The sequence below is a fragment of the Legionella sp. W05-934-2 genome (genome assembly GCF_964199965.1).
Lineage (GTDB): Bacteria > Pseudomonadota > Gammaproteobacteria > Legionellales > Legionellaceae > JAFIFT01.
The window spans coordinates 326507-347190 of sequence record NZ_CAXMZT010000002.1 but is presented as its reverse complement, the minus strand read 5'-3'; the positions used below and the strand labels follow the sequence as shown (position 1 = coordinate 347190).

The following is a 20684-nucleotide window of genomic DNA, read 5'->3' as shown; positions in this document are numbered from 1 at the left end:
TGGATTGAGGTCTGATTTTAGGGCATGCCCTTAATCACGCAATGATGTATAAAAGGATTTCATAGGATGTTCAAATTACGCTTATTCACTTTTCTCGTTTTGCTTACCAGCTTTTTTCAATCTTATGCATGTCAGAATGCGCTACCAACCAATCATCCTGGATTTTGTGCTTCGTTCCAAATAGCAGCAAGCTGCTATTGCCAGCAAACAGGTTTACCCAAAGGCATGTGCCAGGACATGAAGCAAATACTTAATCGCATGGTGGCAGCATATGGTTCCTTACAATCGGCCTGTGCCAACCAAAGGCATACCCCTGCGCAAGATTGTGTGGATAGTTGGAATTGTTATATCAACGGTGGAAGAGATTCTAAGAATCAACTTTGCAGTGGTGATGGTCGCCGATGTGTCTGACGTTTTCTGAGTGTCAATGATGCAAAAATTAGTCTTCATTTTGCTGATATTCTTAGGGATACAAGGTCCTATCAATGCGAAGGATGCCCGCACTTCTGAAAACCATCGTTTCTATTTTGGTGTTTTAGGCGGGGCTGGCTCAACGACTTGGCGAGGTTTAGTACCCAACCTAGAAAACCAAAATATGGCACTGTCAATTTCCACACCAATAGAGGCAAAAGAAGGTGGCGCCGTCTGGGGAGGATTTGTGGATTATGAGCTATCACCTTATTTTGCCATGGAAGCAAATTATATTCGCTTCCCCAATGCCACAGTGACGTTTGATCCATGGAGTTTGTTTGCATTTAATAACCATGGACAAACCCAACTCACTACCAAAACAGACACACTATCCGTGTTAGCAAAAGTCATGATGAAAATAGCCAATTCCAATTGGCGTTTATACTCCGGTGCCGGCGTCTCCAGGCTGCATCGTCGTGATTTCGTCGTGGATAAATCGAGTTACTCACCGACATTTATCGTCGGAATGAATACACCAATCCATCCCCATTTCCTGGCTGAAATTAGCGGCCAATACACCGCTGGGTATGGGGAATCAAATCTCAATCCAAGTGATACCTATATGCCTTTTTTGTATGCAATCATGGTTAAATTGGCTTATGTGGTATAGTCATAGTTTTCCTTCACGCAAGCCTTCTTCGATTGACTGTCCACTGGCAGATAAAACTGGCTTGCCCATTGACGATAAAAGGGAATAGGGCCATCGAGTTCCGATAAGGCAGGTTCACTTAAATACGTTTTTGTTTGCCAGATGGGTAAATCTTCGGCGACATTCAATAAAAACCCTTTAAATGACTGTCTGAAAACAAGCTTATTAGCCCATCGATTAGGCATGAAACGGAGAAGCGGGTGCACTTGTTTGACGTTATCCATCGATTTCATTTGTAATTGAAACCTAAGTTCAATATGGCGGTTATCGATGGGGGTTGGTAGGACGAACCCGCAAAACCGTATGCCTAATTCAGTCACTAAAATGTGAACATTCGCATAACCTAACCCATGATGGTGTGTGAGAGTTTCGATGTTCACTAGCCCGGAGCGCCCAAACAATTTGCCATCCCGTTTAATAGCAGTCCTAACTTGTAAGTACTGGCCATTTGCTTCATATTCAAGACAAGCCCCTCGGTATTGATGTAAGGCGCTGAAATGGCGTAAATCTAGGGTGTTTTCAGTTATTTCGTGAGGACTTGATTGAAGCGTAAAAAACGCTGTTCGTGAAGGCATATACTCACTTAAATCTACCGGGTCCATTTTCCAATGTGCAAAGGTCGACTCACTGTCAAAGGCACTAAAAATAATGCCATTTTGCTCGACTAGGGGATAGGTTTTTAAGCCAACCGCCTTGCCATGAGGTTGACTCATTTTTTTGAGGGTCGTTGAGCATTTGCCTTGACCATCAAAGGTTAAACCATGAAACGGACACTGGATTTTTTGACCAATGACTTTGCCACAATGGCCCAAGTGCGTTCCCAAATGGGGACAATACGCGTCCTGCAAATGGGCATTGCCAGCGTCATCACGCCATAATAGGAACTCTTTCCCCATTAATTTTCTTGCCCTCGCTTGCCCGGGCTGTATTTCTGAAGAAAAACAAACAGCAAACCACCCTTGAGGGTAGTGTGTATAGATATCCGCTTTGTGCATAGACAACCTCCTTCAGGACTTACGAAAAGCTCCCAATCTCTTCGTTAAATAAAGTTTATAATTCGGTCATTTAGTGAATCTAAACTCCCTCATTAAAAACTTTTTTTGCCTCGACCTTTGGGTTTTTCGTAAGTCCTGTCCTTGCGCCTATTGGACAACTGAATAACAACTTAGGGAGGATCCCTAATAATCCACATCCAATGTGAAAAAAATTAACAACTTATGGGTTCATTTTTGGGGCTGATAAAATCTCCTTTTTGGTATCGGCTTACTAGCCATTGTAATACGGATTTTGTGCCAATATCTATAAACGAATGGTTGGGTGGGCTTTGGGGTGCATGCGGGAACTTGACTAAATGTTTCGCAGCCCAACCGCTTCTCAATTCGGGCGTATGATGAATAGGGATGATTTTTTTTGGGTTTAACAATTGCAAGATACTTAACGTGTCTTGGGGTAAGGGGATATTAATTCCTTTTTGCGGCATTATCCAAGAAAGACGACCGAATGGGGCAAGCAGGGTTGGAGTAATGCCAATACAAAGTGTTGTGATGGATGGACAGTCCAGCGACAATTCAAATTGTTGGCAGATCCAGACGTGATTTGCTTTTAACCATGGCAGATCAATACTATGTGGGGCAATACAGAGTGTGTGTTTGCTAGGTATGTCTTGGAGTAAAAAAGGAGTACACCCGCCATAGCCGGATAATTGCAGGGCACGAAGATGTTGGTTGATAAGAAACAGCTGCCCAACCCGACTGGTATAAATCACCTCAAAGCCAATGTGGCGTAATTTATACGCCAAGGAAGCAGGCGCCCAAATAGGCAATAATGGATTTTTTTGATATATCGCCTGGAGCGTTTTCGGATCGGAATGATCGTTTTGTCGGCTAGAAAGCAAGAGACCATCTAAGGCGGGTAGGCAAGATAAATTAAGCCAAGCAGGGGTAGTCCGCTTACCTGAGTAAAATGCCGGGTGCAAAGCGACATATTGAGGCGAGAGCCAGCAGTCAAACAAGTAGCGATGCTGGCGATGAGATATCAGAATACTACTGCTTCCGTCATCGCTAACAAGCAGTTGAAAGGGGGATGCTGCTTTTGTCTCATGCACCGCCATGATGTGAAACTCCTACTTCATTTTCAATGAGTTTTTTTGTTCTCGGATGAGCTTCCCAACCTTGTCTGTGGATGTCGTCTCGAATTCGTTTGGCTTGTTGCCAGGAATAGTTCATGTGCGCATTTTCGAGCCGTTGTTGCAAACCAACATAAATCCAAGTATTCACCAAACGAAAAGGAAGTCCTGCGGCAAATTCAGAGAAAAAGCCAAGTAGGGTCGCGTTTAGCAAACGGATATGAAATCCCGCTTGCTTGAGTGAGACAAAGCTTACGTTGTTAATTAGTCCAGGTGGGATAGGCTCAACCCAATGGCCGGAAAACCGCCAAAATCCTAGGGACAGTAATAAAAGGATGCTCCAATGGTAGCAGAACTCGGCAGATAGAAGATAGGTTGCTAGCACCACCACGATACCCACGGCAAGCCACCAACTCGCCATCACTTGAGTGAAAAAACGTTCTTTAACGCTAACAGCTTGAAATAGCCACACCAATGAAAATGCGGTTAAAGCAATGAACGCCAGGGTCTGATTATAGGCTAGCGCTAAATGACTATATAAAACCAGCTGCCAAAGAAAAGCTTCTATTGGAAAGGCTGTGTGCGTGATATGGTTATACCAATGGGTATGATAACAAGCATAGGTCAGTATTTGAGTTTCCATGCCATCTGGGCCCCAATTGTTATTTAAATTAAACGTGTAGGGCATCGATTGAAGCTTACGAATGGTGGTGGGAATGATGGCACAGGCGACATAAAATAGGAGGGTTATGAAGAGGGTGAATTGCCAAATGGTTCTCAACCATTGATCGGTTAGTAATGACATAACGCTGATTAATCCGGCCAGTGGGATCAGTGCAAATAGCCAACGAGCAACCGTTTGAGGTTTGATAATTGCCATCATGTCGCCAACCCTTATGCCGTGTTAGTTATTTTTACACTATACTGTGATCCGCCTGGCGCTGGCAACGGAGTATATCTTGAGCATGATTAATCAACGATGCATTTTTCCACGACTGCATACTAAAATCCCAAAGCTGTTGAGCTAAGTTATCAGACTGGGCTGAAGCGGATGGGTCAATTTTTTGCTTATCTTTATAGAATAAACCACTACAACCTTCAACATCTGGGGAGAGAGCTAAGTATAAGGGGGTTTCTGCCCCTTTGGGAATGGAGCGATAAAACTGACGAAACACGGCGGACACAATTTGTTCTAGTTTGCCATTATTACAACCAATTCGGGTGGCCACAGCGCCCGGATCGGCGGAATTTATGGTCACGGTTGATGGTAATTGTTTGGCAATTTGCCTCATGAATAACAGATTAGCAAGTTTGGATTGACCATACACTTTCAGACTACGGAATTTTTTTTGCCAACCAATATTGTCAAATTGGATGCGGTCCACAAAAGTATGAGCATGTGAGCCAAGCATCACTATTCGCCCTGACCCAGATGCTGCTAAACGATCTAACAACAGTTGAGTGAGAATAAAATGGCTCATGTGATTGACGGCAAAAGTTAATTCAATACCATCCTCCGATAGTTTATGCGAGGTCATAAAGATACCGGCGTTATTAATCAAGCCATGTATTTGCTCACAATGGTAGCGTAGTTGTGAGGCGGCTGATTCAACTTGCTGCTGGCTGGCTAGGTCGGCAATGATGTAGGATAGTTGGCAGTGAGGAAAATCTCGTTTGAATTCGGCGATGCGCCTGTCGGCTAAATCGGGGTTCCTGACAATCATAATGACGTTTTTATTGGCTTGCAAAAGTCCTCGCGTGATTTCTAAACCAATACCTGAGGTGGCGCCTGTGATAACAAAAGTTTGCAGCGACTGATCCATGATATCCTTCCCAAAATCTCAATCCATTTTAGTAGCATATCACAGCTGCAAAAAGAGTGCTTTTGTTTTTGTCTTGTAGGTACCAAACTAAAAAATCACTCTACTAGGACTTACGTGCCCGTGCCCGGTTTTTTTAATGGTCATTACGAACTAGCTTAATGCTGAACGGCCTCCTAAGGATTAGCCTTAAAGCCCATTGATCAAAATAGTCTACACTCTAAGAAAGTATACCCGTGATCATTTAAAAAGGGAGATTTTATGTGTCGATTTGTGGCTTATATTGGACATGATGCATTGATTGAAGATATTTTGGTAAAGCCAGTTAATTCCTTGATCAGTCAAAGTCTTCATGCTCGAGAAACGGATATGCCGACCAATGGGGATGGCTTTGGCTTAGGCTGGTATGTACCGCAATTATCCACTGAACCGGCTTTGTTTAAATCGATTCAACCGGCCTGGAATGACTCAAATTTATTGCATCTTTCTGCGAAAATTAAATCGCCTTGTTTTCTATCCCATGTCAGAGCGGCCTCTCATGGTGGTGTTTCGCATGATAACTGTCACCCGTTTATGTATCAGGACTACCTGTTTATGCATAATGGCGGTATTTATAATTTCGCTAAAATTAAGCGTCATTTAAGGCATCTATTGGAAGATGATATCTATGAGTCCATTCAAGGTGAAACCGACTCTGAGCATGCGTTTCATTTATTTTTACAATTAGCCAAAGGTCGAGATTTATCCAATATTGAGGTGGTTGCTATCACCCTGGAAGAAACCATTGCCCAAATAGAACGCTTAGTTTCCACGCACGGTGGTCCGGGTGATTCAAATTTAAATTTTGTGCTGACCGATGGCAAGCAACTGGTTGCATGTCGTTATCACAGCGAAGAAAAACAAACCCCACGAACACTTCATTTCTCCGTTGGTGATGCGTTTGTGAAAAAAGGGGATCGCTATCATATGATTGAAGGCAAAGGAAACCCGCATTGCGTGCTGGTTACCTCTGAAAGGCTCACTGATTTTAACTGTGAATGGCAAGATGTTCCTGTGAATCATCTTGTGTGTGTTTCTCAAGGCATAGGCGATGAAAAAATCGTGAAACTGCGAAAGATGGCTGTGTAGCCGCGCGGCTATCCCTGTGTTGTTAACTTGGGTATAATGCATCTTTCGTCAATCAAGGATGTTTTATGTATTTTCATCGTGCTATTGTGCGAACTCCCTCACAATCGATTGCAAAAGGACTGACCAGCTCTGCTGAATTAGGCGTTGTTGATTACAGCAATGCATGCCAACAACATCACAACTATGTGGATGCTTTGAAGTGTTGTGGGCTAGAGGTCACGACCTTAGGGGCACTCGATGATTTTCCTGATGCGTGTTTTGTTGAAGACCCCGCCGTGTTAACGCCGGAATTTGCTCTGTGCACCCGACCCGGGGCGCCCTCTCGTATGGATGAAGTGGCATTCATTGAGCCTCTGTTGGCTGAATTGTATCCTCAGAATTTACATCACATCCAATCACCTGGCTTCTTGGATGGTGGTGATGTGTTACAGATTGAAAGGCATTTTTATATTGGTTTATCAGCCCGAACCAATCTAGCGGGTGCCGAGCAATTAATAGCTATATTGAAGCAATACGACTACCAAGCCTCCATCGTTTCTTTTGAAAACATGCTTCACCTTAAAACAGGGGTATCTTATATTGCCAATCAAACCTTATTGATCCAGCACCATTTGGTTGATTGTCCGACGTTTAATGAGTTTCATAAAATTATTGTAGAGCCCGAAGAATCCTATGCTGCAAACTCAATCATGATCAATGACAAAATGCTCATGCCAGCGGGATTTCCTCGAACAATCAAAGCGGTTGAACAAGCAGGGTATGCTGTGATACCGGTTGATTTGAGTGAGTTCCGAAAAATTGACGGTGGGTTGAGCTGCTTATCGTTACGATTTTAATCATGCGCCCTTTATCAACCTGGAGTTTGGCATTAATAACCATCGGTTCAGTGGATAGCATTCGTAACTTACCTGCTGCTGCGTTGGCTGGGCGTGCCTTGCCAGGCTATTTTCTGCTAGCATTTTTATTATTTCTTCTCCCTTGTGCCATTGTTTGTGGTTGGTTTTCCTATCAATCCCCTCATGGCATCTTGGGGTGGGTTCGAAAAGGATTAGGACAGCGCATGGGGATTGCATCCCTTTGGTTGCAATTTATGCAAAATATTTTGATTTACCCCACTTTTTTCGCGCTTATTGCCGGGTCCCTTTTATTTTGCATTAACCCAGCATCTGCCAATCATATCTTCGAGATCTTTATCCTAATTAATGGGTTAATCTGGTTGCTAACCATTATCAATTTCAAAGGCATTCAGCTATCGAGTCGAGTCAATACCTTGTGCACCACCATTGGGCTGCTTTTACCCTTTGCTATTTTACTTCTCATCGGCGTATATACCTTATGGAATGATCCGCACAGTCTCTCAACATTACCCAAACCTCAGGAAGATGGCTATACCAGTTTGACCGCCATCATGTTATCGTTTTGTGGCTTGGAATTGGCTGCTGTCCATAGTCATGGCACAAGTAAACATGCCTTTAGAAATGCCGTTGTGGTGGCGGTGATTGTCATTTTTATCACCTTGCTAATGGGAGCGGTGACTTTGGCCATGATTATTCCACTTAAAAAACTGAACTTTGTCAGCGATATTCCTCATTAATCACAATCCTCCTTTTGCCTGCATGGTTTATCCAGCCTTATCAACGCATTGGTAATTCAGTCACGACTTGTTAAAATTCCTACCAATTCTCAAAGTTAACTATTAGATAACTATCTGCTAAACCGTTCACATTTAATTGGAAATTAGTGCATAGTCTTGAGTTTAGCGCAAAAACTGTATAAATTTGCATTTTTATGATTATAAATAAATCAATATGATTTATGTAAGTGTATTTAAGGAGTGGTAGACGTGATATTAACCTTTAATGGCATCCAGTACAAACATAAAGCGATACTGTGGGATTATAATCCCGGCAGTGACAGTGCTTTATGTCAGCTGTCCGTGTTGGAACCTGAGCCCGATATTATCTATTCCCCCGATAGTATAAAAAACAAATTAAAAACGAAAGGATATGAATTTATCAATTTTGAATCGGGAGCTGTGGTCATTGCGAATGTCTCTTCGATGCTTAATCACTTTCCCATGCACCCTGTTCCCGAATTAAACAAAGCCGAATCGCCAAAGTTATCCAGGGTACGAAAGGAGAAAACTCGTTCTCTGAGCGGGGGGGCACCTTCCTCATTAACCCGAAAATTACAGCGCACAGCGAGTAGTCTGTCTCTTTTTTCAGGATTATCGCGAAGCGGTAGCGAAACGCATTCTGACTCCTCACCGGAAACGAAGCGGAAAACTCGAAAAGAATTAGTGCCAGAAACAGAATCAGATAAAGCGAAAGTTCCTGTATTGGAAAGTAAAAACCTTCAAGCACAAGCTTTGTATTATAAACTAGTCAATCACAAGGAACGACAGGATGCTAAACGGCAAAACTATACCTCGATTCTGATAGGACAGCTAATTTTGCCAGATTTGGATGAAGCAATTTGGCGACAGACATTGGCTTGCAAAGAGAAGTTTATTGAAGTAACGGAACGAGAAAAAGCACAATCAATTGATTGGTTGAGAACCGCAACTTTGGTCAGTAGAAAGCTTCAGTTGCAGCAAAATGAGCTACTTTATCCGATAAAAACTGAATTGGTTGATACCCTTGAGAGAATATTGATTGCTTTCAACAAACTATTTAATCAGAAACATTTAGAGCTCGGTATTCGGCATCGTGAAGTGCTCTATTTCTATTTACGAGACGCAGTGAGTGAGGCTATGTCTCATTCTCAGTTTTTTGAATTTCCAACGGAGGTTGAAACCTGGCCAGAAGATAAACGTCTCGAGGTATTTAAAGGGAATAAATTTGGGTTTGAAGCGCATAATATGCGCTACAAAAGGTTACGCGCGGAAGCCGCGATGATCAAAATATTAGCTTTAATGAACCCAAAGATCAGTCTTTCGGAAGTGAGCAAGCCGATATCTGAAAGAAACCATCGTTTTTTAATAAATCTTTACCTGCAGATTAAGCCAAGCTATACAACCCTGACCTCAATGGCAAAGTTGAAAGAGGCCGATCAACAACACTTTATCAGCATCATTCAATTTATTCATGGAATTGAAGAGTTGAGTGCTGAAGATGCTGTTTTTGCGAAGACATTACAAAATGAAGAAGCGGAGATGGTTGACATAAATAGGATTTCGTTAAAAAAACTATTTGATTCTGAAATGCAGGATTGCGTAGCTGAAGGTAAAAAGCTATTAGAACGATACTTTCATTTTCTCGCTTTACAAAAATTTAAGGAGGCAATCCTTAATGAGAATAACGCGAAGTTATGGAGTGATACTGAGCAAGCGATAACCTTGATTATTGGCTATGATAAAGCCTTGAAAGAATCCCTGGCTAAAAGTAGGAAAGCAAATCGTGCCTATGTTGATAAGCAAACGGTAATTGACGGTTTTCGCTCTTTCCAAAGGTTAGTCACACACTACCTGCAAGTCACGCTAAAGGATGAAGAGGGTATGCTTTCTGAGAAAATTGGCAATAAAGCAACAGAAGCTGCGATCGACTTGTTGAATAAGCAATGGACAGACCTACAAATTCCAGACGCAAAGACTCCCATCCCGAAATCGGGCTATGATCATGATTTTTATGTTTGCCAACAGTGGGTTGAAGCCATAAACCAAAAATTGTCTGAAATCGATTTGGCGTCATTGATAAAACATCCAAACCGAGAAAGATATCACAATCAATTTTGTGAAAAGGTTGCGAACGCGCTATTAGAAATCTACAGGGATGCAATCAATAACTACCAACCTCAAGGGGGATTAACCCTATAAGGTTTCAGGTTGATAGTAAGAAGTTAACATCGTGACAGTTTCACAGGCGATGATTTGTTTAGACAAACGGCGGACATTTGATTGCATATTGGAAATGTAGAATATATAATGACCACCTAATACACAATTATAGGCAGTATGTATGAATAATCTCACTGATAATCAATTAGCGCAATTATTCCTAGAATTTCAGAGTGACTTTCGCAAAAAGCAAAAAGAAGGGAGCGGAGCGGTAGAGATTACCCAAAACCTTGGTGAGAAACTATATTGGTCATTACAGCATGGCCACTTGCAAGAATTGCATCCAGCGGAAAAGCATAAAGCATATCAAGTGCTTGACACAGTGATTCAGTCGATGCCTGCTTATCGAAATCTACCCAAAACAGAAAGAAGGATAGAAATCCCAACTACTTATAAAGAAGTGAACCATCATCACTATCACAGAGATTATTATTGCGGTCATTCCGACCCATGGTTGAATTGGATGATTTTATCCAATCTTTCGAGACCCACTTATACGTATAACTACAACTATGGTGGTTCGTATGACAACCATCATCATGGGCGAGAAAAAGAGAAAAAAGACGGCGATCCATTAGCGCAGCTAGTGCTGTTATTAATCTTAGCTGCCTTAGCCCTATCGGCATTTGTACTCGCTTTTTATGCCTTACGCGAACTCATCGATTGCGGTGACAGAATTCTCCATAACGAAGGGATGATGAGAGCGCTTGTGTCATTATCCATGATGGCAGCAGCGGGTTTTGCCGGTGGTTTTATTGGTTCGGTCATGCTAGCCGGTCCGTTAACAGCACTTGCAATCGCTGCTGGTATCAGCCCCATTGGTGTCACCATTATCGCAACATCGGCTTTAGCAGTGATTGGTGCTGGCACGGTTGGTCTACTATTTAGTCAGTTCAAAGTTCAAGAGCTTTTCATTCGAGATAAGAATAAAGAGGCAATGGATCCCGCTGAGCCACAACGGTTTTCGTTAACAAATGAACAAGAAAATAAGTTAACCCGCATGGGCCTAGATATTATTAAAGTAAAATGTGCGATGGTGGCTATTCGTAATGAAATGGGGGCTGACCATGTGCAAGATAAATTATGGCGTATGTTTACCGATGAGGGTGAAAAACAGCAGCAATTGTTGGAAAAATTACGTCAATTAAAAGATGGGAAATTCACACGAGAAATCACGGTTGGTGATATGACAATTGATTTGCGCGCGCCGGTTAGGACAGCGGATAATCCTTACTATTACTATTATCAAGTGCCAGTTGGAGAAGTGGCTGAGCAACCAAGACCCTTTGTGATAGCACCATCCGCACCCCCGATGGAAAACCCAAATTCATTCTATAATGGTGCTAATGGTGTTACCAATGACTTACCACCGTCTCATCCAGCCTGGGAAAATAGACAAGAGCCGTTGTATCCCGATCTCGGAAATTTATACCCCGAATACCAATAAACGGTGGCCCGGATTAGGCGAAGCCATAATCCGGGCTATTTTCTTCCTCCGCCAATTCAATCCCATTCGTTGACAAGCCAAACCCAAAAATGCCATGATTTTGGGGTGGGACATTAGGGCGTGTCCTCATTCCATTAATTGGCTGCAAATGTGCCTAATTGGCACCAAAATAACTTTGAATTCGTTAAATAGAATAATCTATTCGCCTCATTCAAAGTCATTTTGGTGCTCAATTATTCACACTTTCGCTTCAACTAATGGAATGAGGACACGCCCTAGGGACATACCCCCGGATTTACAATTGATATTAAGGACGTATTATGATTTTCAAACAACGGCTCCTCCGCTATTCATCCTTGTCTGTTTTGCTATTGAGTGTGATTAATCCCAATATTTGTTTAGCAGCTTCTCCCTTAAAAGGAGACACTCCCAAAGAGCAATATATCCAAACCATTGATTACATCGCCCGAACAGCAAAGGATATTTACTGTTATTGGGATATTAAAAAAGAGCAACACCAGGTTGATTGGCAAACAATCATTGACAATGCGAAACGACAAATTGATGAAACGACAACCTTCGAGCAATTCCAACAAATTCTGACTCAAATAGCCGCAGGGGTTCATGATGGGCATGTTAATTATATTTATCCCGGTAAGTGGGCGTTTTATGCGCCAATAAGCGTTAAGAAACTGCCTGAAGGCTATTATATTGCGAAGGTAGAGCGCGATAAAATGGGCCCTTATTCTGTGGATGTTGAACCGGGCGATAAAGTGGTCGCGGTGAATAATAAACCCATTGATGACTATATTGAAGAACTTGGCCAAACGATTTCTGCATCCACCAATCATGCCCGCCAATCCTATGCCGCCTCGGCGTTACCCGCATTAAATAAATTCAAAGAGGCACCCGAAGATAATCTTAATTTGACTGTCGAAAAATACCTAAGCAAAGAAGTCAAAACGGTTAGTTTGCCTTGGGTTCGATATCCCAATTCCTCTGCAACCAATCCTGAGCTTGCCGACGTTGTGCAGACAAAAATTTTACCAGGCAATATTGGTGTATTAACCATTACGGCAATGTCATTTGGTGAAGAGCCACCTCCGATGATTGCTTATATTAAACAGCAACTGGCTGGACTAAAAAATACAAAAGCGCTCATTATTGATGTTCGCAATAATGGTGGAGGATGGGGCGAAATTGGTGATAGTGTCGTTGCTCATTTTATTACAGAAAAGGTGAAACGTTATAAAGCGCAATTAAAAAATTCTTACCAAGCGATCTATGACCGACCCGAATTATTGGAACGATTTGACCAAACTGATCCGTCAGTTTATGAATTTTCAGAATGGATCGATTTCGATATTCAACCATTAGCGAAGGACAAACCTTTATATGGCAAACCCGTTTATGTGTTAACCAATGAACGTTGCTTTTCTGCCTGTGATACCTTTGTGGATAGTTTTTCCTCCAATCATATTGGCAAGGTTCTGGGAGCTCAAACTGGTGGTGGAACAGGTTACCCGTTATGGTTTGAATTACCATGGCATTTTGGCAATTTCCGCTTTTCAATTTTAAGAGGCTACTCCAACCATGACCGCTATTTGGAAGGGGTGGGCACGATACCCGATATTTATACCTATCAAACACCCCGTGATTTGTATCATCAAGTCGATGGCGAAATGATAGGGGCTTATAATTATGTGATGAATGAATTAAGCGGTACCAAAGACATTCATTTTGCAGAAAAAGCCGGGGATTTAAGCGCCAACTTTGCCTTAAAGCAAGCGGAGATTGTGCCTTATTATCTCGAAGAAGCGTATTGGCAGAAGGTGCAACAATAGCCTTAATAATGGGGTCAGACTCGATTGATTTTTCTAAAAATCGAAGAATTGTAACCCGGATGCAGGCGCAGCCGAAATCCGGGAACATGGCCTTATTTTGGTGCTTTGCTTTCGGGAGAAACCACTGGTGATTGCTCGCTATCTGTGCCTGGAGCGAATAATTTTAGTTTATCTTTATAAAACGTTTCTGTGCTTTCCTTTCTAGAAAATAAATGAAACACATCCAAGGCTTTTAAGATAGACTTAATCCAATCAAACACCCCTTTGGGGACATCACGTTGTTGGATAACGGCTTTTGCATCGGCTACATCCTGTTTAAACGTATCAGGCTTGGCCCGTTGGCAGATGGCATAGAGTTCAGCGACATGATGAGGCATGACGACTTTTTTGTCGTTGCCAATATCCACGGTGACACCCCCAAAGAGTCCAACGTCCCATGTTTTTTCTTCAATCTCTTTTTTCAGCGATGGGAAGAGCGTTTGCTCGAGGCTTGGTTCGGGTGACTTGTGGGTTGTCGTATCTGCTTTATAAACTTCTGTAATAGCCAATGAAGGTGCTAAGTGTTCGTAATTCTCAATCATAAACTGAAACACATCATTGAATTGAAATGAGGCCAAAAGATCAGTTGGATTTGCGTTAATAAAATTGGGTGCAATGACAGTTGCTAAATTAGTAGCGTTCATTTTAGATTTTGGTTGTTTAGTAATGTCCGTGCAAAGCTTAAGCAGATTATTGAGTATTAATTTATCTTCGGATGGCAAGTCGCCAATCGCGCTTTTTATTCGTTCTAATTTATCCTCATGAGATTTATCCTCATTTGCCTTTAACAACTTATCACGTATAGGATCACTAACCAGTGGCAGTTTTTCGATGGCCCGTAGATCGCGTATCAGCTGCTTAAGAACCCCGGCCTTAAGGTTCGGTTCATCCTTGTCACTTAGTGCGGCGAAGTTTTCCTTGAGTAGCTCTCTGATTTTCGCTTGCTTTTCTGATTCAGATGGCGATACTCGAAATATCCCTTCTTCTTGACAATCGTTTATATTAAACAGCGTTAATAGCTTAAGAATAGCTCGTTTACGGATGCTGCTGATTTCTAATTCCTCCACGGAGGATGGTGCGCTTGTCGATGGTTGTGAGTCAGGATTTGTCATGCTCTCTCCAGTTAAAATCGTTTCTGGTTGCTTCTGAGTGGGAGCGGCGGTTTGCAACGCTGCCGGCTTTTTAGGCGGTAGTGTTTGTGTTTTGGTGCTACCTGGGTTTTGTAACCAAGGATCGTTTGACTGCATTTGTTGCCCTTTGCGATAGGCTGCAACGAGGTTAAGTTGATTTTTTCCTAACTCTGATAAAAACGTTGCTTCCTTCTCAGTCCCTTTCACCGCCATAAATTGGGCAAGGATATTTAATTGGTTAATATAAAACTTGGCAAGCGGTTTATTGGGCATTTTTTCAATTGCGCCCCAAAAACTGGGTTCAACAGGCTTTTCTATCATCATTTCTAATTTATCATCATACTCTGAGACAGTTGTTTCTAGTGGCGAATCAAAATATTTTTTATTTTCGTGATCTCTGACGGGTAATACCAAGTCATAACCAGCACCCACCGCCTTCCATAAATCGTCAACAGCGCCTTGTACTGTTTGTTTGATAATAGTATCTGTTGCCCATTTTCCCATGCCAGTGGTCGGTAAACTAAGAACGGGAAGGCCTTTATCGCCAAGCTCTCCAGAAAAGGCAGCTAAGCCACCGCCCCCTTTTTTTGTATAGAGATTGTGGTTTTTCCCATGATGGGAAGCATTCCCCGGAAAAAGAAATACTGCCTTATCAGGGGTCGTTCCATTTTTCTCACAGAACTTAACATAGTTTAAATAATTGGCCCAGCCGTAATAATAGAGAAGTGACATGATTTGATCTTTTGAGGTAAACTATGATTCATTATAGCACGAATGGGCCACGATATAAACATTTGTTAGTCAGAAAATAGGGTGGAATAAAGCTTTGTCTTGGACAATTTTTAAATAAGCCGTCGTTGCGAACGAAGTGAAGCAATCTAAAACCGACTTTTGTTCAGAGATCGAACTGGATTGCTTCACTTCGTTCGCAACGACAGTTCTTTTAGGAAAGTGTCCAGTATGAAGGTAGGGTTATAAGGAAAAAGCTATCTCAAGAACCGATGATATCTTAGAACCCTAAACCCGTATACCAATGTCCTTTTTCCGGCACTTCGGCGCTGTGGACATCGAAGAGGTTATTATAGCCAATTTTCTTTTTATGCCATCGTTCATCAAACCAATGCATGTATTCACTCACAGTGTAACCAGCATCATGTAGTTTTTCGAGGGCCTCTTCTTGAATCTGCTCATGCTGGTCGCTATTTGTCATCAACTCGGAATAGCGCAGGATATAAAACGGATTTTCAGGGACTAATTGGCTGGCTTTGCGATGACAGTCTATGGGGTTATGTGCCTCTTCGGTTAAGTTGAAGAACGATATAATATCCCCCAAGGTAAAATAGGCTTTCGCTAAAATTTTTTTGAGCGGTTTTTCCTTGGTTTCTTCTAATAGACGAATGACATTGCGAAGTGATTGACAGGCTGTTTGAATGTCATGCTTATGCTCTTGTTCATGCTTTTTTTGTTCATCGGGAAATTTATCATACAGATCATTTACCTGGAATTTATTGCATAGGCAGTCAATGGATAACATCAGGCCAGAGGCTAGCGCTCTAACAATCAGCTGTTTTTCGTTTTGGTCATCTTCATTGACATTCGCATGGCAATCTTGTAGAAATTTAATCGCTTTCAGAACTTGATCAACCCTGACGGATTCTATCGGTTGGTTCTGGTTGGAGCGAATGAGTACCTGGGCGTATAAACGAAGGTGCACACGGTATTCTCTACGATGATCCTCGCTTGGATCAACATCAAGGGCTTTTCGCTTGTTTAATGCGCATTTTAAATAATAGGTGCTTGCTTCTTTAAAAGCTTCCTTTTTAAGAAGGTCATACCCTTGCTGATAATATTTCTCTCCTTCTTCAGAGTAGTAATCAGCCAAGGTCTGTTTGGCGCTTGTATGATAGGCATCCATTTCAACGGGACTTTCCTTGATAATTTCATACGCCTGGTCAAAAAAGGACTTTTCAACCAAATAGCGAAACGCATGTCGCCGATGAATCGTACTGATGTTGCTAGTAAATTGGTTGGCTAGCTCGGCATTACTCGTCTTATAACTTAAGCTTAAGTAATAACCTGCTAAAGCATTCCCCAACGGTGAGTCTTTGATGACGTGGTTTTGCAAATATTCCGTGGTAAAGGGCTTTTTGGTTAAATACTGGATGGCTTGTTGCGTGTCCTCAAGTTGTTGGATTAAAGCAAATGCAAGATCCAAGTCATTATGCTGGCAATAATAATCGATATAGGGTTGTAAGTTGTCAATCTTGCAATTCGGGTCCAATTGCAATGCCCGTTTTAAATGCTTGTGTACTTTATTTTCTCTGATAGAGAGCCAACTTAATAAACTATTAAATGCCCCTTTATTGACTTCACTCAATTGGACGTTGTATTCCGCTGCTTGTTTTGCATAGTGACTGCCAACGAGAAAATCATAATCTATTCCACTGTCTTCTAGCTTTTTGACCGTGGATGTGATTAATTGCCTATTGGTTGGATCGATGCTGGGTATCGCGTCATAAGCATCACATCGTGTGAGACTAAGACCAAAAATATGGTATGCTGTGAGGGGAATCCAAGCCTCTTTGGATTTTAAAAAGTACTGATTATCGACGTAGTAACCAATTAATTGGTTTTGCAACTGCGCGGAGGTGTTGCTGGTTCGAGGTAATGTGAGCTGTTTGGTATAATCAAGGGGCAAAGGGTAATGAATGGGATTTTGAAAGGGGGTGTGATAGCCGTGAAGATAGCCATAATAACCAAGCTTCATTAAACCCATCGTCACTTTTTCTGGTGCGCAATGATTGGTAAATCCAAAAAATCCCTTCACTAACTCAAAGACATAGTGAAACCAACTGACCGGTTTGACCTCAACGCCATTGGAATAAATATACCGCGCTTGTGATAAAGCTAGCCAATGGTGTTTGAATGAGTTTTTATCATGTTGATAGGGCAGAATATCGGGATAGTAGCGATAGGCATCAAATTGATATTCAGGAAGTTTTTCAAGTAACTTATAATTAATGTAATGCATCGGACTGACTAAGACAATGTTAAAATGAGCAACATATTAACATATAGATCTCTGCAAGTACAGCAAGTTAGCTAAATAAAGCGGTTCTGATGGATGAGCCAGCATTGAATGGAAGGTGAACGCAGACGGTAGCGTCAGCGTTCAAGAATCTATCAAATTATTGTCATGCGCAGTGAATCGTTACTGAGGAAACTTTAAATTTTCAAACATATAAACAGCTTTTAGCTGCTCGGAATTATCGTAGAAGACAAATTCATCCACATATTCGCCATTACCTGTTTCTCCATCATATAGTTGATAGTCTAAGTGAAAGCGGGCTGCGAGCCGATTTGTATCCGTCACACTAACGAATCGTTGGTGTAATTGCGTATGGGCGGATTGAATCAGTGGGAAAAATCCTGCAAAAAAAGACAGCGCATTTTTTTCACCTGCCGAGGTTGAAACAACGGTTGCATCTCCGCTGAATATAGCTTGCATACCTTCTAAATCCGCTTGAGCTAGATTATTGACATACTTTGCGACAACCGCTTGCCGTTTTTCATCCAGCGATTGAGGTTCGGCATAAGCTTGAGCAAGATGACTGCCTAGTAAAATAAGCGTGGCGAAAGTTGATTTGGTTAATTTATTCATGTTTAATCCTAATTAAATTATTATGAAGGAATGGGCATCCTATCGTATCTCATCGATAGGATAAATTACTAACTTGCTATAAGTGCTATAGCTAAATTTTATGGATATGCAGCAAATTTCACTTCGAATTTACTAGAATTTAGTTTACTATGAGCGGCTTAGACTTTAAAATTGGGTGTTTACATGAGATGGATTTCTGTCGTTTTCTTCCTTATTTGCCACGCCACCGCGCAATCGTCTGTCTATAGTTCGCAAGAGCAAAATCGACTAGAATCGTATTGGTCACAAAATATGTTGAAAAATGGGGCAATCGTTGCCTCGCCCTCCACGGAGCATCCGGATTATTATTATGATTGGGTGCGAGATAGTGCTATTGCTATGGGGCTAATTAGCAAACGCTACCAAAATGAACAACGCCTGACAGATAAAAAGCGCTTATTGCACTATGTGGATTGGGTGATGTTGACACAAAACCAGGTCTCACCTCATGGCGTTGATGTGTTAGGTGAGCCTAAATTTTATATCACCGGTCAAGTGTATGTGGGGGCTTGGGGGCGGCCACAAAATGATGGGCCGGCATTGCGTGCTATGGCATTGATAGGTTTTGCTAATGCGTTACTAACCCGTGGTGAAAGCGAGTATGTGGGCAAGCACCTCTATCAGAGAAGTCTTGATCCAAGCACAATGGGGGTAATCAAAAAAGATTTGGAATATACAGCCCACCATTGGCAAGAAGCGAATTTTGATCTTTGGGAAGAAGTCTACGGACAGCATTTTTTCACAGCGATGGTTCAGCATCGGGCGTTAGTAGACGGTGCAAAATTAGCAAATCGCCTCAATGATCCGGAGGCTGCTAATTTCTACTCTCAACAAGCACAAGCAATCAAACAGCAGTTGAGTAACCATCTGAATCCATCCACTGGATTGATTGATGCGACGCTAAGTCCCCACCCAGGCCCACAAAAATTAAACGAACTTGATAGTGCCGTATTGCTTGGGGTGTTGTTAACGCTTGGCGATGACAATGTGATTGAATTAGATAACGCATATTTGAAAAATACCATCGAATCCTTGCATGATTATTTTAAACAAGCCTTCCCAATTAACCATTCGTTACAACATGCCATTTTGTTTGGTCGTTACCCGGGGGATACTTACGATGGCTATCAAACGGATGGACAGGGAAATCCGTGGTTTATACTGACGGCAACCATGGCAGAATACTATTATGCGTATGCTTACCAAATTGCAAACCAACAGGGTGCCTGCCAGCAAGCGGAGGAAATGGCCAAACTAGGCGATTCCTACCTTCGCCTGGTCAAGCGTTTTGCACCCCAATTGCGCATGAATGAACAGATTCATTTAAGCACGGGTGTCCAACAAGGCGCTGATTCGTTGACCTGGAGTTACACCGCTGTATTGCGTGCTATTGATGCTGAAAGGAACTATGAAAACCTTATCGCATCTTCAAGTAGAAAGTTGCACTATCATAAAATGGGTGCTTTAATTGATATATGAGTTAACAAATTGTAAACAAATATATGATTAATTTTACATTAAGGCAACTTGAAATATTTTTAGCAGCAGCGACCTACTCTTCGTTTAGCTTAGCAGCAAAATACCTACACATGAGCAAACCGGCGATTACCAAGCAAATTCAAGTGCTTGAATCGCAATTAAACCTCAAATTATTTAGGAAGTATGGGCGAGGGATGCGTTTAACCCCTCAAGCCAAGGAATTACTGCCTCAGGTGAAGTTGATTCTTGAAGAAGCCAATAATATGAAGAAAAGGGTTAGTTTAGGTTTTGAGCATACTAAACCCGTATTAAAATTTTCAACTGGCCATACTTATTCGGGCATTTTATTTAAAGCGATGAAGCATTTTTCTAAATTCGAGGAAGTGGAGTATGAGGTGTTTGTTGAACCCAAAGATCGGGGTTATAAGCGAGTCGAGCAAGGCAAGGTGAATTTTTTGGTCACCGGTGTGAAAATTGATGATCCGGATTTAGTGTTTGTCCCATTTTTTAATATCCATTTCTTCTTGGTTGGGGCAAAAGCAAATGCTTCAATCCCTCAAGGCAAAATATCAGTTCAAGATATTAAACACTTACCCTTTATCCAGATTAAAGCAGAGCCGCATCAAACCGTGTTACAGACGAAAAATGATTTTGTAAAGCGTCATTTTAGTAAAATCATCCAATTAGAGTCGTATTATTCAATCAAAGAAGCGATTAAAGCAGGTTTTGGAGTAGGGGTGTTGCCTGAAACATTACTACATGATGACATGGATAAATTCCACATTCTACCCATCAATACACTCCAGTTTCAACGGCAAATATATCTCATCACTAGTAAAGAAGAATTGGCGATTAAAGATAAATTCATCAACTACATACAAACAGATTTCAAAATCGAGCATATGCTTGATTAAATCATCAATCCGTGTGCGCTCCAGATGGGGCCTGAGAGTTACACCCGATATTAAAACCCCGACGTACCGCGCTTTATATTCACTTTAACACACCAAGTTACAT

The 20684-nt window shown here is 41.8% G+C and carries 17 protein-coding genes; 10 read left to right on the top strand and 7 right to left on the bottom strand.

Features of this window, described 5'->3' with window-relative positions; all coding sequences use genetic code 11:
• Window positions 1-66 precede the first annotated feature (66 nt).
• Together AB3348_RS03570 and AB3348_RS03565 are read left to right on the top strand one after the other, a co-directional pair.
• Window positions 67-411: a hypothetical protein gene (locus AB3348_RS03570; RefSeq protein WP_367606176.1), complete on the top strand. Its 345-nt coding sequence runs from the start codon at window positions 67-69 to the stop codon at window positions 409-411.
• Window positions 412-427: 16 nt separating this feature from the next.
• Window positions 428-1081: an outer membrane beta-barrel protein gene (locus AB3348_RS03565; protein ID WP_367606175.1), complete on the top strand. Its 654-nt coding sequence runs from the start codon at window positions 428-430 to the stop codon at window positions 1079-1081.
• On the opposite strand, the gene AB3348_RS03560 is transcribed toward AB3348_RS03565, so the two are convergent.
• The 4 genes from AB3348_RS03560 to AB3348_RS03545 all read right to left on the bottom strand — a co-directional run bounded on the left by AB3348_RS03560 (window position 1069) and on the right by AB3348_RS03545 (window position 5068).
• The gene (locus AB3348_RS03560) at window positions 1069-2115 is read right to left on the bottom strand and encodes a Rieske 2Fe-2S domain-containing protein (RefSeq protein WP_367606174.1); all 1047 of its coding nucleotides are present in this window, start codon (window positions 2113-2115) and stop codon (window positions 1069-1071) included. The genes AB3348_RS03565 and AB3348_RS03560 overlap by 13 nt on opposite strands.
• A 212-nt stretch (window positions 2116-2327) precedes the next feature.
• Window positions 2328-3230, bottom strand: a complete 903-nt coding sequence (locus tag AB3348_RS03555; RefSeq protein WP_367606173.1) for a hypothetical protein — start codon at window positions 3228-3230, stop codon at window positions 2328-2330.
• A complete protein-coding gene (locus AB3348_RS03550; RefSeq protein WP_367606172.1) occupies window positions 3217-4128 on the bottom strand; it encodes a hypothetical protein in 912 nt (303 codons plus the stop codon). The genes AB3348_RS03555 and AB3348_RS03550 overlap by 14 nt, the downstream gene beginning before the upstream one ends.
• 31 nt (window positions 4129-4159) lie before the next feature.
• Window positions 4160-5068, bottom strand: coding sequence for an SDR family NAD(P)-dependent oxidoreductase (locus AB3348_RS03545; protein WP_367606171.1), 909 nt, complete (start codon window positions 5066-5068; stop codon window positions 4160-4162).
• A gap of 258 nt (window positions 5069-5326) precedes the next feature.
• Between AB3348_RS03545 and AB3348_RS03540 the strand changes: the two genes are divergently transcribed.
• From AB3348_RS03540 to AB3348_RS03515, 6 genes are all read left to right on the top strand, one after another.
• The gene (locus tag AB3348_RS03540) at window positions 5327-6193 is read left to right on the top strand and encodes a class II glutamine amidotransferase (protein ID WP_367606170.1); all 867 of its coding nucleotides are present in this window, start codon (window positions 5327-5329) and stop codon (window positions 6191-6193) included.
• A 65-nt stretch (window positions 6194-6258) separates the two neighbouring features.
• On the top strand, window positions 6259-7029 hold the full coding sequence (locus AB3348_RS03535; protein WP_367606169.1) for a dimethylarginine dimethylaminohydrolase family protein: 771 nt from the start codon (window positions 6259-6261) through the stop codon (window positions 7027-7029).
• Between the two features lie 2 nt (window positions 7030-7031).
• The gene (locus AB3348_RS03530; RefSeq protein WP_367606168.1) at window positions 7032-7787 is read left to right on the top strand and encodes an amino acid permease; all 756 of its coding nucleotides are present in this window, start codon (window positions 7032-7034) and stop codon (window positions 7785-7787) included.
• A 249-nt stretch (window positions 7788-8036) separates the two neighbouring features.
• Complete coding sequence (locus AB3348_RS03525) at window positions 8037-10007, top strand: hypothetical protein (protein WP_367606167.1); 1971 nt, start codon at window positions 8037-8039, stop codon at window positions 10005-10007.
• Between the two features lie 142 nt (window positions 10008-10149).
• Entirely contained in the window at window positions 10150-11475 is a 1326-nt protein-coding gene (locus AB3348_RS03520) for a hypothetical protein (RefSeq protein WP_367606166.1), read from the top strand.
• Between the two features lie 320 nt (window positions 11476-11795).
• Entirely contained in the window at window positions 11796-13319 is a 1524-nt protein-coding gene (locus AB3348_RS03515) for a S41 family peptidase (RefSeq protein WP_367606165.1), read from the top strand.
• Between the two features lie 92 nt (window positions 13320-13411).
• On the opposite strand, the gene AB3348_RS03510 is transcribed toward AB3348_RS03515, so the two are convergent.
• The 3 genes from AB3348_RS03510 to AB3348_RS03500 all read right to left on the bottom strand — a co-directional run bounded on the left by AB3348_RS03510 (window position 13412) and on the right by AB3348_RS03500 (window position 18149).
• On the bottom strand, window positions 13412-15220 hold the full coding sequence (locus AB3348_RS03510) for a Rho GTPase-activating protein (protein ID WP_367606164.1): 1809 nt from the start codon (window positions 15218-15220) through the stop codon (window positions 13412-13414).
• A gap of 277 nt (window positions 15221-15497) precedes the next feature.
• Window positions 15498-17519, bottom strand: coding sequence for a hypothetical protein (locus tag AB3348_RS03505; protein WP_367606163.1), 2022 nt, complete (start codon window positions 17517-17519; stop codon window positions 15498-15500).
• Window positions 17520-17699: 180 nt separating this feature from the next.
• Window positions 17700-18149 (bottom strand): hypothetical protein, encoded by a 450-nt coding sequence (locus AB3348_RS03500; protein WP_367606162.1) that lies wholly within the window; start codon window positions 18147-18149, stop codon window positions 17700-17702.
• Between the two features lie 183 nt (window positions 18150-18332).
• On the opposite strand from AB3348_RS03500, the gene AB3348_RS03495 reads away from it, so the two are divergent.
• Complete coding sequence (locus tag AB3348_RS03495) at window positions 18333-19667, top strand: glycoside hydrolase family 15 protein (protein WP_367606161.1); 1335 nt, start codon at window positions 18333-18335, stop codon at window positions 19665-19667.
• 23 nt (window positions 19668-19690) lie between these two features.
• Window positions 19691-20581: a LysR family transcriptional regulator gene (locus AB3348_RS03490; protein WP_367606160.1), complete on the top strand. Its 891-nt coding sequence runs from the start codon at window positions 19691-19693 to the stop codon at window positions 20579-20581.
• Window positions 20582-20684 lie beyond the last annotated feature (103 nt).

Excerpts from the sequence above, each read along its gene's own strand:
- AB3348_RS03530 (WP_367606168.1), top strand. The coding sequence starts at position 7,032 with ATGCGCCCTTTATCAACCTGGAGTTTGGCATTAATAACCATCGGTTCA.
- AB3348_RS03535 (WP_367606169.1), top strand. The coding sequence starts at position 6,259 with ATGTATTTTCATCGTGCTATTGTGCGAACTCCCTCACAATCGATTGCA.
- AB3348_RS03510 (WP_367606164.1), bottom strand. The coding sequence starts at position 15,220 with ATGTCACTTCTCTATTATTACGGCTGGGCCAATTATTTAAACTATGTT.
- AB3348_RS03565 (WP_367606175.1), top strand. The coding sequence starts at position 428 with ATGATGCAAAAATTAGTCTTCATTTTGCTGATATTCTTAGGGATACAA.
- AB3348_RS03550 (WP_367606172.1), bottom strand. The coding sequence starts at position 4,128 with ATGATGGCAATTATCAAACCTCAAACGGTTGCTCGTTGGCTATTTGCA.
- AB3348_RS03520 (WP_367606166.1), top strand. The coding sequence starts at position 10,150 with ATGAATAATCTCACTGATAATCAATTAGCGCAATTATTCCTAGAATTT.
- AB3348_RS03545 (WP_367606171.1), bottom strand. The coding sequence starts at position 5,068 with ATGGATCAGTCGCTGCAAACTTTTGTTATCACAGGCGCCACCTCAGGT.
- AB3348_RS03495 (WP_367606161.1), top strand. The coding sequence starts at position 18,333 with ATGAGATGGATTTCTGTCGTTTTCTTCCTTATTTGCCACGCCACCGCG.
- AB3348_RS03555 (WP_367606173.1), bottom strand. The coding sequence starts at position 3,230 with ATGGCGGTGCATGAGACAAAAGCAGCATCCCCCTTTCAACTGCTTGTT.
- AB3348_RS03560 (WP_367606174.1), bottom strand. The coding sequence starts at position 2,115 with ATGCACAAAGCGGATATCTATACACACTACCCTCAAGGGTGGTTTGCT.
- AB3348_RS03540 (WP_367606170.1), top strand. The coding sequence starts at position 5,327 with ATGTGTCGATTTGTGGCTTATATTGGACATGATGCATTGATTGAAGAT.
- AB3348_RS03490 (WP_367606160.1), top strand. The coding sequence starts at position 19,691 with ATGATTAATTTTACATTAAGGCAACTTGAAATATTTTTAGCAGCAGCG.
- AB3348_RS03500 (WP_367606162.1), bottom strand. The coding sequence starts at position 18,149 with ATGAATAAATTAACCAAATCAACTTTCGCCACGCTTATTTTACTAGGC.
- AB3348_RS03570 (WP_367606176.1), top strand. The coding sequence starts at position 67 with ATGTTCAAATTACGCTTATTCACTTTTCTCGTTTTGCTTACCAGCTTT.
- AB3348_RS03505 (WP_367606163.1), bottom strand. The coding sequence starts at position 17,519 with ATGCATTACATTAATTATAAGTTACTTGAAAAACTTCCTGAATATCAA.
- AB3348_RS03515 (WP_367606165.1), top strand. The coding sequence starts at position 11,796 with ATGATTTTCAAACAACGGCTCCTCCGCTATTCATCCTTGTCTGTTTTG.